This is a genomic window from Castellaniella ginsengisoli (genome assembly GCF_040955415.1).
In the GTDB taxonomy this organism is placed as follows: Bacteria; Pseudomonadota; Gammaproteobacteria; order Burkholderiales; family Burkholderiaceae_B; genus Castellaniella; species Castellaniella ginsengisoli.
In genome coordinates this window covers 1,247,510-1,261,001 of the sequence record NZ_CP158257.1, presented here as the reverse complement: position 1 = coordinate 1,261,001, position 13,492 = coordinate 1,247,510, and the positions used below count along the sequence as shown (strand labels likewise).

The window sequence follows — 13,492 nt, the reverse complement described above, 5'->3', positions numbered from 1 at the left end:
GATTGAGCATGCCAGCCTTGCGTATCGTGATTGCCGATGATCACCCTATCGTCCGGGTGGGTATCAAGGCATTCCTGGCCGAGCACTCCATACGTTTCACTTTGGCGGGGGAAGCGTCCAGCGGCGATGAGCTGCTGTCATTGCTCTCGGCCACGCCGGGGGTCGATGTCGTCATCACCGATTTCGCCATGGATGAAGGACGGCAAGACGGTCTGCGGCTGCTGCGCCGTCTGCAACAACAACATCCCGGGATCAGGATCGTGGTGCTGACCATGCTGACCAACGGCGCATTGCTCAACAGCATTCAGAAGGCGGGGGTTGACTGCATTGTCGGCAAGCGCGACGTGCACAAGAACCTGGCTTCCGCGATCGAAAACGCCGTCAACCACCGGCCCTTTTTATCGCCAGACTTGAAAGCGCTGCTCGATGCCGCCAACCGCCTTTCTTCCTCCCCATCCGCCGATCACGCATCGCGGCTGTCGCCCCGGCAGGCCGAAACTTTGCGATTGCTGCGCAGCGGCCTGACCGTCTCGGAAATCGCCGCGTCGCTGAATCGCAGCAAGAAGACCATCAGCGCCCAGAAACAAGGGGCCATGGCGAAGCTGGGCCTGCAAAACGACGCCCAGTTGTTTGAGTACCTGCACAGTAGCTTCGAGCGCTAGGCCTGCGCGAACCGCCGGGCCAGAGCCGCGAGTTCTCCATCGAAAGCGGCCACCTCCGGGAGGGCTGCGGAGGCGTCCCGATTTTTGAGGATGTTTTCAACTTCGACCGCCCGGTCCGCCAGGCCGACATGCCCGACGACGGCCAATGCGCCCGCTTGCCGATGCACCCAGTCTTGCAGCGCCTCGAGATCCCGGGCCTGCAGCAGCGCGGGCAACCGCGTCCGATCCTCTTCTATGACCATGGCAAATTCTCGCAATACGGCTGCCGGCACGTCCATCACGCCGGCAGGCGGCGCCATGGAAGGCTTTACCGGCGCGGCCAGATCATCAGGCCCGCTGGATACGACGCCGCGCAGCAGTTCGTCCAGCTCGCCGAGCTTGACCGGCTTGAGCAAAATCGTCACCCCCTGAGCCAGGCCAGTCGGCTGCCCGGGCAGCACCAGCGGCGTTGCCGAAAGCAGGGCCACCGGCAAGGTCCGCAGCGCCGGATCGTCTGACTGGCGCAACCGCTGCAACAGCGAGACGCCATCGAGCCTGGGCATATGGCCATCGGTGATCAATACATCGTAGTCATGCGGGCGCGCCAGCCGCCGCCAGGCATCCTCGCCATCTTCGCAGCTATCGACCACGCATCCCAGCGTCTCGAGCTGGGCCGCCAGCAGCTTGCGGCTGATGGCGTGGTCTTCGGCGACCAGCACCTTGCACGGCCGCGTGCCGCCCTCATCGGACCGGCCGGCGGGCGCGCCTTCTTCGCTTCGCCCCTCTCCTTGCAGCAAGCGCACGACGTCCCGCCAATGCAGCAGACTGTCGTCGACCTTCAGCCTGAAAATGGGCCGCTGCCCGGACACCGTGGCCACCACCACCTGCTCGCCTGGGGCACACGTCAGCTCCAGGCCGGACGGCGCACCGGCGGCCTGATCGCGCGCCTGTGGCTTCACCAGGTGCTCGCAGCCCAGAATCTTCAAATATTCGCGCAGCAACCGATCCACGGCCGGATTTTGAATCGCGAGATAGAGCGCCTGATACGGCACGCGATCGATGAATGCCTGAGCGGCGACGGGCAACGACAGTTCAAGCGCGGCCTGCGCCCCTTTGCCCTGGGGGTTGTCCGCCAGTGTCAGTTGCCCGCCCATGGCCTGGGCGATTTTCCGGCAGATCGACAGCCCCAGCCCGGTGCCGCTGACCGCTCCGGCCAGATCCAGCCCCGTCTGGCCCTGGGTATAGGGTGCAAAGAGTTCTTCCTGGGTGACGCCGGCCAGCCCCACGCCGGTATCGGTCACGGTGCAGTGCAGCGAGGCGAAGGCGGCCTGCCGGTCGCCCTCGCGCCGGATCTCGACTGCCACCGAACCGGCGTTCGTGAACTTGATGGCATTGCCCACCAGGTTCGTGAAAATCTGGCGCAAACGCAAGGCGTCACCCTGCACATACATGGGGACGGCTGGATCGACGCGCAGAGTCAGCGCCAGCCCCTTTGCCATCGCCGACGCCTTGAACAGGCGGACGACGTCCACGACGACCGATCGCACATCAAATGGCCTGGCGTCGAGCTGGATGCGGCCGGCCTCGATCTTGGAGGCATCCAGGATCTCGTCGAGCAATGCCAGCAGATGATTGGCGGACTCATCGATGGTGTCCACCATCGCGGCCTGCTCCGGCAGGAGCCGGCTTTCCCTGAGCAGCTCGAGCATGCCGACGACGCCATTCATCGGCGTGCGTATCTCATGGCTCATGACCGCCAGGAAATGCGCCTTGCCTTGCGCGGCGCGCTCGGCGGCCTCTTTGGCCGCCTCGATCTGCGCCGCCTGATGTTTGATATCGGAGATATCCACCCAGTAGCCGCACCAGACCACCACACCGTCCGGGGCATGGGTGGGCACGGCATTGCCGCGGATCCAGCGCGGTTGCGCAGACCCATTCAGCACCCGGAATTCGAGCAGAAAAGGTTCAAGACTTTCACTGGCGACGCGCTGCCGCTCAAGGAACTCGTCCACGTCGCGCGGGTCGATGCGCTCCAGAAAGCGCCAAGGGTGGTCGCGCATGGCCTCCGGGGTAAGCCCCCAGATATCGACCGAATTGCCGCTGACATAATCAAATGCCAGATCATCCACACCGCTCTTGCGGGCCTGGAACACCACGGCGGGCAGGTTGCGGGTGACCGCATGCAGCTTGGCTTCGGCCTCGCGGCGCTGCAAGGCTTCGCGGCGATACTTTACAAACGCCAGGAACAGCGCGCCAAGCACCAGCGCCCCCGCCAATAATGCGGGCAGCAATTTTTTGGCGACCCGCATCCAATCGACCGCCGAGGGCTTGTAGACCACGGCGGTCCATGAATTGAGTATCTGGCGCTTCAAGGACGGCGGCGTCGCGCCCAAGACGCGGTTCACCAGCGGCACCAGCCACGCATAGCGGTCGACAATGGCGGCGCTGAGCGGCACGACCAGGCCCGTCTGGCCCGCAATCTGCAATGAATAACGATAAGGGCCGCGAATCAGCGCATCGACGATGGCCGCGTTGCCGACGTACGCTTCCACGTGCCCGTATTTGACCATGTCCAGCCCCTCGGTCGCGCTTGGCGCGGCGAACACGCTGGCCCCCGCAATCCTGTCGCGCAACTTCTGCCGCGTAGATTCAGGAGCCGCCGTGACGATGACCTTGCCGCTCAACTCGTTGGCCAGGTGGCGGCCGGACTGCCCGGGCCGCGTGACGAAGACCTCGGGCAGCGTCTCGTAGGGTTCGCTATAGATGAATCTCCGGCCGACCGGATGCGAGTGCGTCATGAGGGGCACGATATCCACTTCGCCCTTCAGCATGAGGTTTTGAAGTTCCATCATGCTGCCGACCGGCACGAGCTGGAAACGCAAACCCAGCGTCTGGGCAAGCAAATCGGCGTACTCGCCGGCCACGCCGCTGACCCGCCCCGCCAGAGGGTCGTAGAACGACAAGGGCTGCCACGCCGGCACATATCCCATGCGCAGCACGGGCAGGCCGGCCAGTTTTTCACGCTCGTCCGGCGACAAGCGCACCGTATGCTCGAAGTCTTCGAGATCGACCCGCGACGAAGACCCCGTGGGCAGATAGGCCCACGCCAGCCACGCGGCGCAGATCAACGCCAGCACCGCCAACAGGGACCACGAAACCAGACGACGCTTCATATCAAGGGAGCCGTTGCACACACCACGTTACATGAGGATCACCCGCCCGGAGATCCGGATGACCAGGCTGCAAGGCCGCACACCACAAGCGTGATCCGGGGAGCCAAACATCACCAGGATGATACGTCACTTCCTGGCTGATCCTCGAGCGGCCCGCCGCACGTCGAAACGCCCCAGTTGTGGCAACTGCAGGCCAAAGAGCGCCGCAACCCGCGCCTGGACATCAGAACCGAGATGAGTGAAGTTCGTCTCGATCTCGGCATACGCCGCCACACTGATATCCGCGCGGCGGGCCACCTCTTCTTTCGAGAGCCACAGGTACTCGCGCCAGGCCCGCAGCAGGCCCCACCCATGCGATGAAGCCAGCGCGAGCACTTCGCGCGGGATGGTTGCCTCGGCGGGTATGCCGCCGGGCCGATTGGCGGACACCAACCGTCCGAACTGGTACCCCGCGAGTACGGTCAGCACATCAGGCTCACCGGCCCCACGCTGAACGGCCGGCTCAAGGCTGTTCTTTTCGCCGTGCGCCGCACTCATCAGCCTTTGACGGTCGGCCCGTTTCAAGCCGGCCCGCGCATCGCCATTTCGAGAAAGAACCGCGCGGGATGCCGGTAATGCATAGATTCTGCAACGCTCGGCTTCGTCGCTCCGTTCAGGCAGGCGCTGACCGCCGCGGTTCGTGCTGGATGCTCGGTTGGAGTGTTTCATAATCTATCTGTACCTTCGGTAAGTGGGCACATGACCGCATTGGTCTGTAAACCCATAGTGGGCCTTGAGCGCGAACCACCCCATCAGACAAGTCTCAAAATCGCACATGACTTACAACGCTCACTTCTTGCCACAGCACCGCGGCGCTTCCGGATTCACCCCCTTCGATCACGGCACCTGCGGCGTGAACGCCTGAAACACGGCCGAGTCTTCCCATTTGCCGCGATGGGTCATCCAGTTCGAGGCCGTGCTGACCCGCGTATCCACTTCCAGCCGGACCGCCAATACTTTGCCGCGTTCGGGCGCACGCGTCTGAACGCGGTCGCCCGGCACCAGGACGGACACGATTTTTTCCGGATCGCGGCTGGACACCAGTTGCACCGGCTCGCCGTCGAGCTGGGCGTCGGCCACCCGGTACGCCACCTCAACATGGCCTTCGTTCATCCGCGCCGAACCCGCATCGATCGCCAGGCCCATGCGCTGCGGGTTTTCGCACTTGACGAGCACCGTCACCATGCGCTCCCCCAGCGCCGCCCGCCCACCGCTTTCGAGCACCAGCAGCTCGGCACGGGCAACCCTTCCGTAGTCGACGACCGAGTCGCTGATCTCGACCGCACAGGAGGCGGCATGGGCCATCGGCGGCAGACAAGTCGTACCGAGCAAGGCCCACATCAACAGCCGGGGCCATGCGCGGGCAAGCGACGGCGAGCCCGGCGGCGAAGCGTGAAAGTGTGTCATCTGGATTCACCCATGGTCGGACAGCCGGCAGACAGCGTCGACTGTTTCGTAGTAATTGTTCACGTCCGGTTTGTCGCCAAGCTGGAACGACAGCTCGCACTGCCGGCCGTCGGACATCTCGGCCCGCAGCGGCATCGGCGCGTCGAGGCCGGGCAGGAACACTTTTCCCTGACTCAAGACGGCCGTGACGAAATCGCCATTGGCATCGATCACCGATACCCCCCTGGCCAGCAGGCTGCCGTCCGAGACTTTCGTTCTGAGCAGCACGCGCCGGGTCTTGACCACGCCAAAGTCCAGGCGCTGCACGGCGCCCCGGGCCGCCTCGATCTCACGATAGCCATTGACCAGATCGACATTGCGGGGCAACGACGGGGTCGCCACTTGCAGCCGGCTGGTCCGGTACGGGGTCAGGCCCGGCACGACCGCCCGCCCCGAGATGTCGGTCCAGACCGGCCCCTGCGGGGTGGCAATCTTGACGCCCGCCACGTCGCCGACCTTGGCGATGGCGTAGGTGTCATTGATCGGATAGGGAGACAAGGTGACGCCCGAACCATGAATCGCCACCCCTCCCCGCAACTGGCCGCTGTACATGGTGCCCGACGAGCCGTTCCGGGCAGCGCCCAGGCTGGCCTGGAAATAGCGGGGCAGCAGGCTCAAATTGCCCGACACGCTGGTTTCCCGATCCTGGCCGTCATGTTCGGCCGACAAGTCGTATCCCACGTATTCATTGACCTGCTCGCTGACGCTGGCGCCCGACCGGGTACGTCCCTCATGGCTATTGACATACCCACGCACCGAACGCGGCCCAAGCGGGATGCTGACCGACAGCAGTACGGTGTTGCCCGACGAATCACTGCCGCCGCTGGCATGCTGGAAATTCAGCGAAACCGTCACGCGCTTGATCGATTTGCTCCAGGCCGCCGTGAAATATTGGGTGCGGCGGCCATCGAACGTGCCGGCGCGCGAATAGGATCCCTGCACGCTGCCGAATGCATCATTCGACCATCCGATCGAGCCCGTATATTGCATGCGGTATCTCGCGTCGAATCCGCTCCACCGGTCGTCGTTCACCACATCGCCCAGATCGCGAAACCCCGGCGTCTGCATCGTGGCGCCCAGGCTGGCCGAGACCGTCTCGATGATCTGCGAATTGAGCGACACGCTCGTCTGCATGCCCTTCGCCTGGTGATCTTTCGAATACGAGACAACCTGCCGCACACTGCCATTGACCGAGGGGGTGAATGCGCGGTTGAGCGCGGCGCCCACCGCGTAGTAGTCCGTTGCCGCCATGAGGCCCGCGGTCACGTTCGAATCCTTGTCGAGCCCCCAGGTGCCGGTGCCCGTAGCGATGAAAGGCTCGCGCGTCGTCCTGCGGGAACCATAAGCGCGGTATTTGCCCAGCGCCAGGGAATACCCCGGCGTGCCTCCCAGATCACCCGATGTCAGCTCGGCGGCGGGCACGACGAAGGTATGCACCCCCCCATTGTTTTCAATGACCGACACGTGCAGGTCGCTCGAACGGTTCAAGAGCGGGATATCCGCCAGGCTGAACGGGCCCTGGGGCACGACCGTCGTATAAATGAGCGAGCCGCTTTGCCGCACTTCGATGCGCGCCGGCGAATTGGCAATGCCGCTGACCAGCGATCTCGCGGCCTGGCGGCCCTCCTGCAATGCCGCTTCGGGCACCCATTGCACACCGGTGATGCTACTCCCTGCAAACAGCGAGTTGGCAATGGAAATCTGCCCCGCCTGCACAGTCTGCCCCAGGCCGGCAAAGGTTTTCTGCCCATAGGCATACAGGTGGTCGAAACGCGTGCGCCCCGCGCTTTCGACATAGCTTTGCCGGCTGCGCAGCACCCAGTCGCCGGCATTGAAGCCCGCCTCGGACTGAATGGAGCGGAATTGATCCGAACGGCCCGGCGATTGATTGCGCGTCAAGAGCACATCGTAATTGAGGATGGCGCCGGCGCCGCCCGTTGCATACGCGCGGTGCCCGGCCCCTTGGGGCCGGATCGCGTCCGTGGGCACGATCAGGCGTACTTCCTCGCGGCCCGGGATCAGCTTGACGATGGTATTGGGATACTGCGTCAGGAAATCAGCGCATCCAGGCTGCTTGTCGCCAGTTGGCGCGTCACGCCATTGCAGGCCGGCACCCGACATGAACGCTTCGTCGAAGCAGACCTGGCCCTGGTCGTCAAAACGCGCACCGACCTGCCCGATCCTCTGATCATTGACGAACACCGTCACGCGGGCCATGCCGGCCCGGAATCGAGCGCCGCTTTTGAAGTACTCGGCCACATCCGCGCCCAGCCCCCGGTTCTTGAGCATCTCGAGATCGAATTCCACCGCCGGCGCCTGCGCGCCCGTGCCCGCCGCCGCGCGATCCTGATGCGCCGGCGCGGCCAGCGCCTGCGGTGCGGGGCCGATCGCCATCACGCCGGCCCACGCCAGGGCAGCGCCATCCACCCACCGCATTTACGGCCTCTTCGCCAACGGCGCCTCAAACGCACCCGCGGCGAACCCGTACGCTGTCGCCGGGTTGATCCGCACCCCGGTCAAGCCCGCCGCGCCGCCATGCAGCGGAAAGCTGAACGTCTGGTTGGGCAGAATGTAAGTGCGGTCAAGATTCAGCCTGGCGCCCGAAGGCAGCAAAGCGGCTTCGGGACTCAGACGCACCACGTACGGGCTGGGGTTTTCAAGCTTCAGGTCTGTGCCGTCGACACTCCATTTCAGGCGCTTCCAGGGCTCGGGATCCTGGGCGAGGCCGGCAGGCCGGATGAGCACCGGCAGGTTCTGCCGGAAATTGACATTGACGCGCACCCCCGGCGCATTGCTCTTGGGCGGAATGCCATCGAAGACCACGCGCCGCAGCCGCTCCGTCTTGAACGGTTCGTGCGGCTGGAGAATGAACCGCACCAACTGGGTCTGGCCCGGTTCAACCCGCGCAACGGGCGGCGTCACGATCAGCAGATCCTCGTCGTCTTCGGGGATTCCCCGCAGCGAGGTATACAGCAGCGCCGGCGCATCGTCCGTGTTCCGAACATTCATGCTGGCTTCTCCGTCGCTTTCTTCGACGATCACCACTGAGGTTTCAGGGCGCATCCCCGCCGCATGCGCCTGCGTAGCACCGGACATCACGGCAAATAGGGACAACATACCGTGCAGGGCCGACAGCGCCACGGCAGATTTGAGGGTTTTATGCATAGTCTTGAAAGAACCGTGCGGCCAGTATGCGGGTGGACTGCGCTGCGGACCGCCGGACTCATGCACCCGAGAAGATTGAAGAGCCGCCGCAGCCCCAGTCCATGCGCAGGACACGCATGTAACCGGTTTCAAACGATTAAGGATGAGGAATGATCGCCTCGCGCCATCTTGCAATCCATAAGACTTGTCTTGTTTTCTCAAACCGCGCGGAATCTTTAGGACAAGTCTTATCGACCGATCCCAGGCACGGGAAGATCATGAGAGTCACCTTCTCTACTTCTAGTGTTTGGAATCTTATGAAACGCACGCTTCTTTCCCTGATGATCGCCACTTCAGCCGCCACGCCGATGCTGGCCAATGCCGCCTCGTCGGTTCAACTCAGAGTCACCGGCTCCATCGTCCCCGCCTCATGCTCGATCACGATGCCCGGCGGCACAACCATCGACTACGGAACAATCACGTCGGACAAACTGACAAAAGATGCCCCCACTGTGATTGGTGACGATGTACGCGCCAAGCTCCAGGTCAGTTGCGACGCGCCCACGCTGTTCGCCATCAAGGCGACCGACGAGCGCGCCGGTTCGGCAATCACTGGGACCGGTGAAGCGACCGAAATCTTGTTTGGCCTGGGCAAGACGGGGGCGACCGACATCGGCGCCTACAGAATCTCTCTCGACAACGTGAGCGGCGATGGGAAAATCGTGAACGTACTGCGCAGCTCGGTCGGCAGCAGCACTTTTATCAAAAACGCACAGGCGCAACCCGGCGCAATATCGGCTTTTGGCGATGGCAGCAACGCCGTCCCGGTCGCCTACAAGAATGTCACCGCCGACCTCAGCCTGAAAACCTACGTTCAAAAAGCCAGCGCCTTGCCTCTGAAGCAGGAAGTCAAGTTCGACGGCCAGACCACGTTCGAAGTGGTTTATCTGTAAACCAACCTGCTCCAATACCCATTAACAACCAAGAAGGGGAACCCTCATGAAACGCACGCTTCTTTCCCTGATGATCGCCACTTCAGCCGCCACGCCGATGCTGGCCAATGCCGCCTCGTCGGTTCAACTCAGAGTCACCGGCTCCATCGTCCCCGCCTCATGCTCGATCACGATGCCCGGCGGCACAACCATCGACTACGGAACAATCACGTCGGACAAACTGACAAAAGATGCCCCCACTGTGATTGGTGACGATGTACGCGCCAAGCTCCAGGTCAGTTGCGACGCGCCCACGCTGTTCGCCATCAAGGCGACCGACGAGCGCGCCGGTTCGGCAATCACTGGGACCGGTGAAGCGACCGAAATCTTGTTTGGCCTGGGCAAGACGGGGGCGACCGACATCGGCGCCTACAGAATCTCTCTCGACAACGTGAGCGGCGATGGGAAAATCGTGAACGTACTGCGCAGCTCGGTCGGCAGCAGCACTTTTATCAAAAACGCACAGGCGCAACCCGGCGCAATATCGGCTTTTGGCGATGGCAGCAACGCCGTCCCGGTCGCCTACAAGAATGTCACCGCCGACCTCAGCCTGAAAACCTACGTTCAAAAAGCCAGCGCCTTGCCTCTGAAGCAGGAAGTCAAGTTCGACGGCCAGACCACGTTCGAAGTGGTTTATCTGTAAACCAACCTGCTCCAATACCCATTAACAACCAAGAAGGGGAACCCTCATGAAACGCACGCTTCTTTCCCTGATGATCGCCACTTCAGCCGCCACGCCGATGCTGGCCAACGCCGCCTCGTCGGTTCAACTCAAAGTCACCGGCTCCATCGTCCCCGCCTCATGCTCGATCACGATGCCCGGCGGCACAACCATCGACTACGGAACAATCACGTCGGACACGCTGAAAAAAGATGCCCCCACTATGATTGGTGACGATGTACGCGCCAAGCTCCAGGTCAGTTGCGACGCGCCCACGCTGTTCGCCATCAAGACGACCGACGAACGCGCCGGTTCGGCAATCACTGGGACCGGTGAAGCGACCGAAATCTTGTTTGGCCTGGGCAAGACGGGGGCGACCGACATCGGCGCCTACAGAATCTCTCTCGTCAACGTGAGCGGCGATGGGAAAACCGTAAACGTACTGCGCAAAGCCACCGGGGAAACCTCCTATGCAAAGTTTGCACAGGCGCAACCCGGCGCAATATCGGCTTTTGGCGATGGCAGCAACGCCGTCCCGGTCGCCTACAAGAATGTCACCGCCGACCTCAGCCTGAAAACCTACGTTCAAAAAGCCAGCGCCTTGCCTCTGAAGCAGGAAGTCAAGTTCGATGGCCAGACCACGTTCGAAGTGGTTTATCTGTAAACCAACCTGCTCCAATACCCATTAACAACCAAGAAGGAGAACCCTCATGAAACGCACGCTTCTTTCCCTGATGATCGCCACTTCAGCCGCCACGCCGATGCTGGCCAATGCCGCCTCGTCGGTTCAACTCAGAGTCACCGGCTCCATCGTCCCCGCCTCATGCTCGATCACGATGCCCGGCGGCACAACCATCGACTACGGAACAATCACGTCGGACAAACTGACAAAAGATGCCCCCACTGTGATTGGTGACGATGTACGCGCCAAGCTCCAGGTCAGTTGCGACGCGCCCACGCTGTTCGCCATCAAGGCGACCGACGAGCGCGCCGGTTCGGCAATCACTGGGACCGGTGAAGCGACCGAAATCTTGTTTGGCCTGGGCAAGACGGGGGCGACCGACATCGGCGCCTACAGAATCTCTCTCGACAACGTGAGCGGCGATGGGAAAATCGTGAACGTACTGCGCAGCTCGGTCGGCAGCAGCACTTTTATCAAAAACGCACAGGCGCAACCCGGCGCAATATCGGCTTTTGGCGATGGCAGCAACGCCGTCCCGGTCGCCTACAAGAATGTCACCGCCGACCTCAGCCTGAAAACCTACGTTCAAAAAGCCAGCGCCTTGCCTCTGAAGCAGGAAGTCAAGTTCGACGGCCAGACCACGTTCGAAGTGGTTTATCTGTAAACCAACCTGCTCCAATACCCATTAACAACCAAGAAGGGGAACCCTCATGAAACGCACGCTTCTTTCCCTGATGATCGCCACTTCAGCCGCCACGCCGATGCTGGCCAACGCCGCCTCGTCGGTTCAACTCAAAGTCACCGGCTCCATCGTCCCCGCCTCATGCTCGATCACGATGCCCGGCGGCACAACCATCGACTACGGAACAATCACGTCGGACACGCTGAAAAAAGATGCCCCCACTATGATTGGTGACGATGTACGCGCCAAGCTCCAGGTCAGTTGCGACGCGCCCACGCTGTTCGCCATCAAGACGACCGACGAACGCGCCGGTTCGGCAATCACTGGGACCGGTGAAGCGACCGAAATCTTGTTTGGCCTGGGCAAGACGGGGGCGACCGACATCGGCGCCTACAGAATCTCTCTCGTCAACGTGAGCGGCGATGGGAAAACCGTAAACGTACTGCGCAAAGCCACCGGGGAAACCTCCTATGCAAAGTTTGCACAGGCGCAACCCGGCGCAATATCGGCTTTTGGCGATGGCAGCAACGCCGTCCCGGTCGCCTACAAGAATGTCACCGCCGACCTCAGCCTGAAAACCTACGTTCAAAAAGCCAGCGCCTTGCCTCTGAAGCAGGAAGTCAAGTTCGATGGCCAGACCACGTTCGAAGTGGTTTATCTGTAAACCAACCTGCTCCAATACCCATTAACAACCAAGAAGGAGAACCCTCATGAAACGCACGCTTCTTTCCCTGATGATCGCCACTTCAGCCGCCACGCCGATGCTGGCCAATGCCGCCTCGTCGGTTCAACTCAGAGTCACCGGCTCCATCGTCCCCGCCTCATGCTCGATCACGATGCCCGGCGGCACAACCATCGACTACGGAACAATCACGTCGGACAAACTGACAAAAGATGCCCCCACTGTGATTGGTGACGATGTACGCGCCAAGCTCCAGGTCAGTTGCGACGCGCCCACGCTGTTCGCCATCAAGGCGACCGACGAGCGCGCCGGTTCGGCAATCACTGGGACCGGCGTGCCGAACAATGCCTTTTTTGGCCTGGGCAAGACGGGCTCGACCAATATCGGCGCCTACAGAATCTCTCTCGTCAACGTGAACGCCGATGGGAAAACCGTGAACGTACTGCGCAAAGCCATCGGGAGCACCTCCTATGCAAAGTTTGCAGAGATGCGGCCCGACGAAATATCGGCTTTTGGCGATGGCAGCAACGCCGTCCCGGTCGCCTACAAGAATGTCACCGCCGACCTCAGCCTGACAACTTCCGTTGAAAAAGCCAGCGCCTTGCCGCTGGACAAGGAAATCAAGTTCGACGGTTTGGCCACGTTCGAAGTGGTTTATCTGTAAGCCAACCTGCTCCAATACCCATGAAAAATCTTAAAAAGAAACAAACCTTTTTGAAGCGCGCCCTCCTTTCCTCGTTGATCGCCACCGCAGCCGCCACGCCGATGCTGGCCAGCGCCGCCTCGTCGGCTCAACTCAAAGTCACCGGCACCATCGCCCCCGCCGCATGCTCGATCACGATGCCCGGCGGTGCGACCGTTGACTACGGCAAGATCGCGGCCAGCACGCTCAATGCAACGGCAGACACCAAGATCGAAGAGAAAATCCGAGCCAAGGTCAGCATCACTTGCAGTGCGCCCACCCTGTTCGCAATCAAGGTGACCGATGAACGCCCTGGAACCGCCATCACAAGAAACGGTGACACTTATCCGCTCTATGGCCTAGGCACCCAGCATAACGTCAAAGTCGGCGGCTACGGATTGGATCTGCTCAACAGCCAAGCTGACGGCAAATCCGTTTCGATCATGCGAAAACCGGCTGAAGCGGCAGATTGGGAAACGGGCCCAAAAACCTATGCCATCCCAGGCAGCCTGCTGGCCTTCGGTGGGCCAGCCGTGGCAAGCACCACAGCAAACGCTGATATCAGGGTCAGGACCTATGTCGCCCCGTCCCGCGACTTGCCACTGGCCGAAGAGACCCCCCTGGACGGCTTGGCATCATTTGAACTGGTCTATCTGTAAATAAAGCCT

General features: G+C 61.9%; 13 protein-coding genes. 8 read left to right on the top strand and 5 right to left on the bottom strand.

Annotation, left to right across the window (positions count from 1 at the left end):
- Positions 1 to 8 precede the first annotated feature (8 nt).
- Entirely contained in the window at positions 9 to 662 is a 654-nt protein-coding gene (locus ABRZ00_RS05945) for a response regulator (protein ID WP_368642647.1), read from the top strand.
- Here the strand turns inward: ABRZ00_RS05945 and ABRZ00_RS05940 are convergent.
- The 5 genes from ABRZ00_RS05940 to ABRZ00_RS05920 form a co-directional block, all read right to left on the bottom strand.
- Positions 659 to 3,814 carry an ATP-binding protein gene (locus tag ABRZ00_RS05940; RefSeq protein WP_368642648.1) on the bottom strand — a complete coding sequence of 1,052 codons (3,156 nt, stop codon included), beginning with the start codon at positions 3,812 to 3,814 and terminating at the stop codon, positions 659 to 661. The genes ABRZ00_RS05945 and ABRZ00_RS05940 overlap by 4 nt on opposite strands.
- A 126-nt stretch (positions 3,815 to 3,940) precedes the next feature.
- Complete coding sequence (locus ABRZ00_RS05935; protein ID WP_368642649.1) at positions 3,941 to 4,522, bottom strand: helix-turn-helix domain-containing protein; 582 nt, start codon at positions 4,520 to 4,522, stop codon at positions 3,941 to 3,943.
- 168 nt (positions 4,523 to 4,690) lie between these two features.
- Complete coding sequence (locus ABRZ00_RS05930; RefSeq protein WP_368642650.1) at positions 4,691 to 5,260, bottom strand: hypothetical protein; 570 nt, start codon at positions 5,258 to 5,260, stop codon at positions 4,691 to 4,693.
- A 6-nt stretch (positions 5,261 to 5,266) separates the two neighbouring features.
- A complete protein-coding gene (locus ABRZ00_RS05925; protein WP_368642651.1) occupies positions 5,267 to 7,735 on the bottom strand; it encodes a fimbria/pilus outer membrane usher protein in 2,469 nt (822 codons plus the stop codon).
- Complete coding sequence (locus ABRZ00_RS05920) at positions 7,736 to 8,440, bottom strand: fimbria/pilus chaperone family protein (RefSeq protein ID WP_368642652.1); 705 nt, start codon at positions 8,438 to 8,440, stop codon at positions 7,736 to 7,738.
- A 320-nt stretch (positions 8,441 to 8,760) separates the two neighbouring features.
- On the opposite strand from ABRZ00_RS05920, the gene ABRZ00_RS05915 reads away from it, so the two are divergent.
- The 7 genes from ABRZ00_RS05915 to ABRZ00_RS05885 are packed head-to-tail and all read left to right on the top strand — an operon-like array spanning position 8,761 to position 13,483.
- Entirely contained in the window at positions 8,761 to 9,396 is a 636-nt protein-coding gene (locus ABRZ00_RS05915) for a DUF1120 domain-containing protein (protein WP_368642653.1), read from the top strand.
- Positions 9,397 to 9,442: 46 nt separating this feature from the next.
- Positions 9,443 to 10,078 (top strand): DUF1120 domain-containing protein, encoded by a 636-nt coding sequence (locus tag ABRZ00_RS05910; RefSeq protein ID WP_368642653.1) that lies wholly within the window; start codon positions 9,443 to 9,445, stop codon positions 10,076 to 10,078.
- A gap of 46 nt (positions 10,079 to 10,124) precedes the next feature.
- Positions 10,125 to 10,760, top strand: coding sequence for a DUF1120 domain-containing protein (locus ABRZ00_RS05905; RefSeq protein WP_368642654.1), 636 nt, complete (start codon positions 10,125 to 10,127; stop codon positions 10,758 to 10,760).
- A gap of 46 nt (positions 10,761 to 10,806) precedes the next feature.
- Positions 10,807 to 11,442: a DUF1120 domain-containing protein gene (locus ABRZ00_RS05900; RefSeq protein ID WP_368642653.1), complete on the top strand. Its 636-nt coding sequence runs from the start codon at positions 10,807 to 10,809 to the stop codon at positions 11,440 to 11,442.
- Positions 11,443 to 11,488: 46 nt separating this feature from the next.
- Positions 11,489 to 12,124 (top strand): DUF1120 domain-containing protein, encoded by a 636-nt coding sequence (locus tag ABRZ00_RS05895; protein WP_368642654.1) that lies wholly within the window; start codon positions 11,489 to 11,491, stop codon positions 12,122 to 12,124.
- Positions 12,125 to 12,170: 46 nt separating this feature from the next.
- Entirely contained in the window at positions 12,171 to 12,806 is a 636-nt protein-coding gene (locus tag ABRZ00_RS05890) for a DUF1120 domain-containing protein (RefSeq protein ID WP_368647868.1), read from the top strand.
- Between the two features lie 20 nt (positions 12,807 to 12,826).
- The gene (locus ABRZ00_RS05885) at positions 12,827 to 13,483 is read left to right on the top strand and encodes a DUF1120 domain-containing protein (protein ID WP_368639856.1); all 657 of its coding nucleotides are present in this window, start codon (positions 12,827 to 12,829) and stop codon (positions 13,481 to 13,483) included.
- Positions 13,484 to 13,492 lie beyond the last annotated feature (9 nt).

Coding starts and splice junctions, on each gene's coding strand:
- ABRZ00_RS05890 (WP_368647868.1), top strand. CDS start 12,171: ATGAAACGCACGCTTCTTTCCCTGATGATCGCCACTTCAGCCGCCACG.
- ABRZ00_RS05935 (WP_368642649.1), bottom strand. CDS start 4,522: ATGAAACACTCCAACCGAGCATCCAGCACGAACCGCGGCGGTCAGCGC.
- ABRZ00_RS05930 (WP_368642650.1), bottom strand. CDS start 5,260: ATGACACACTTTCACGCTTCGCCGCCGGGCTCGCCGTCGCTTGCCCGC.
- ABRZ00_RS05925 (WP_368642651.1), bottom strand. CDS start 7,735: ATGCGGTGGGTGGATGGCGCTGCCCTGGCGTGGGCCGGCGTGATGGCG.
- ABRZ00_RS05905 (WP_368642654.1), top strand. CDS start 10,125: ATGAAACGCACGCTTCTTTCCCTGATGATCGCCACTTCAGCCGCCACG.
- ABRZ00_RS05945 (WP_368642647.1), top strand. CDS start 9: ATGCCAGCCTTGCGTATCGTGATTGCCGATGATCACCCTATCGTCCGG.
- ABRZ00_RS05940 (WP_368642648.1), bottom strand. CDS start 3,814: ATGAAGCGTCGTCTGGTTTCGTGGTCCCTGTTGGCGGTGCTGGCGTTG.
- ABRZ00_RS05910 (WP_368642653.1), top strand. CDS start 9,443: ATGAAACGCACGCTTCTTTCCCTGATGATCGCCACTTCAGCCGCCACG.
- ABRZ00_RS05915 (WP_368642653.1), top strand. CDS start 8,761: ATGAAACGCACGCTTCTTTCCCTGATGATCGCCACTTCAGCCGCCACG.
- ABRZ00_RS05900 (WP_368642653.1), top strand. CDS start 10,807: ATGAAACGCACGCTTCTTTCCCTGATGATCGCCACTTCAGCCGCCACG.
- ABRZ00_RS05885 (WP_368639856.1), top strand. CDS start 12,827: ATGAAAAATCTTAAAAAGAAACAAACCTTTTTGAAGCGCGCCCTCCTT.
- ABRZ00_RS05895 (WP_368642654.1), top strand. CDS start 11,489: ATGAAACGCACGCTTCTTTCCCTGATGATCGCCACTTCAGCCGCCACG.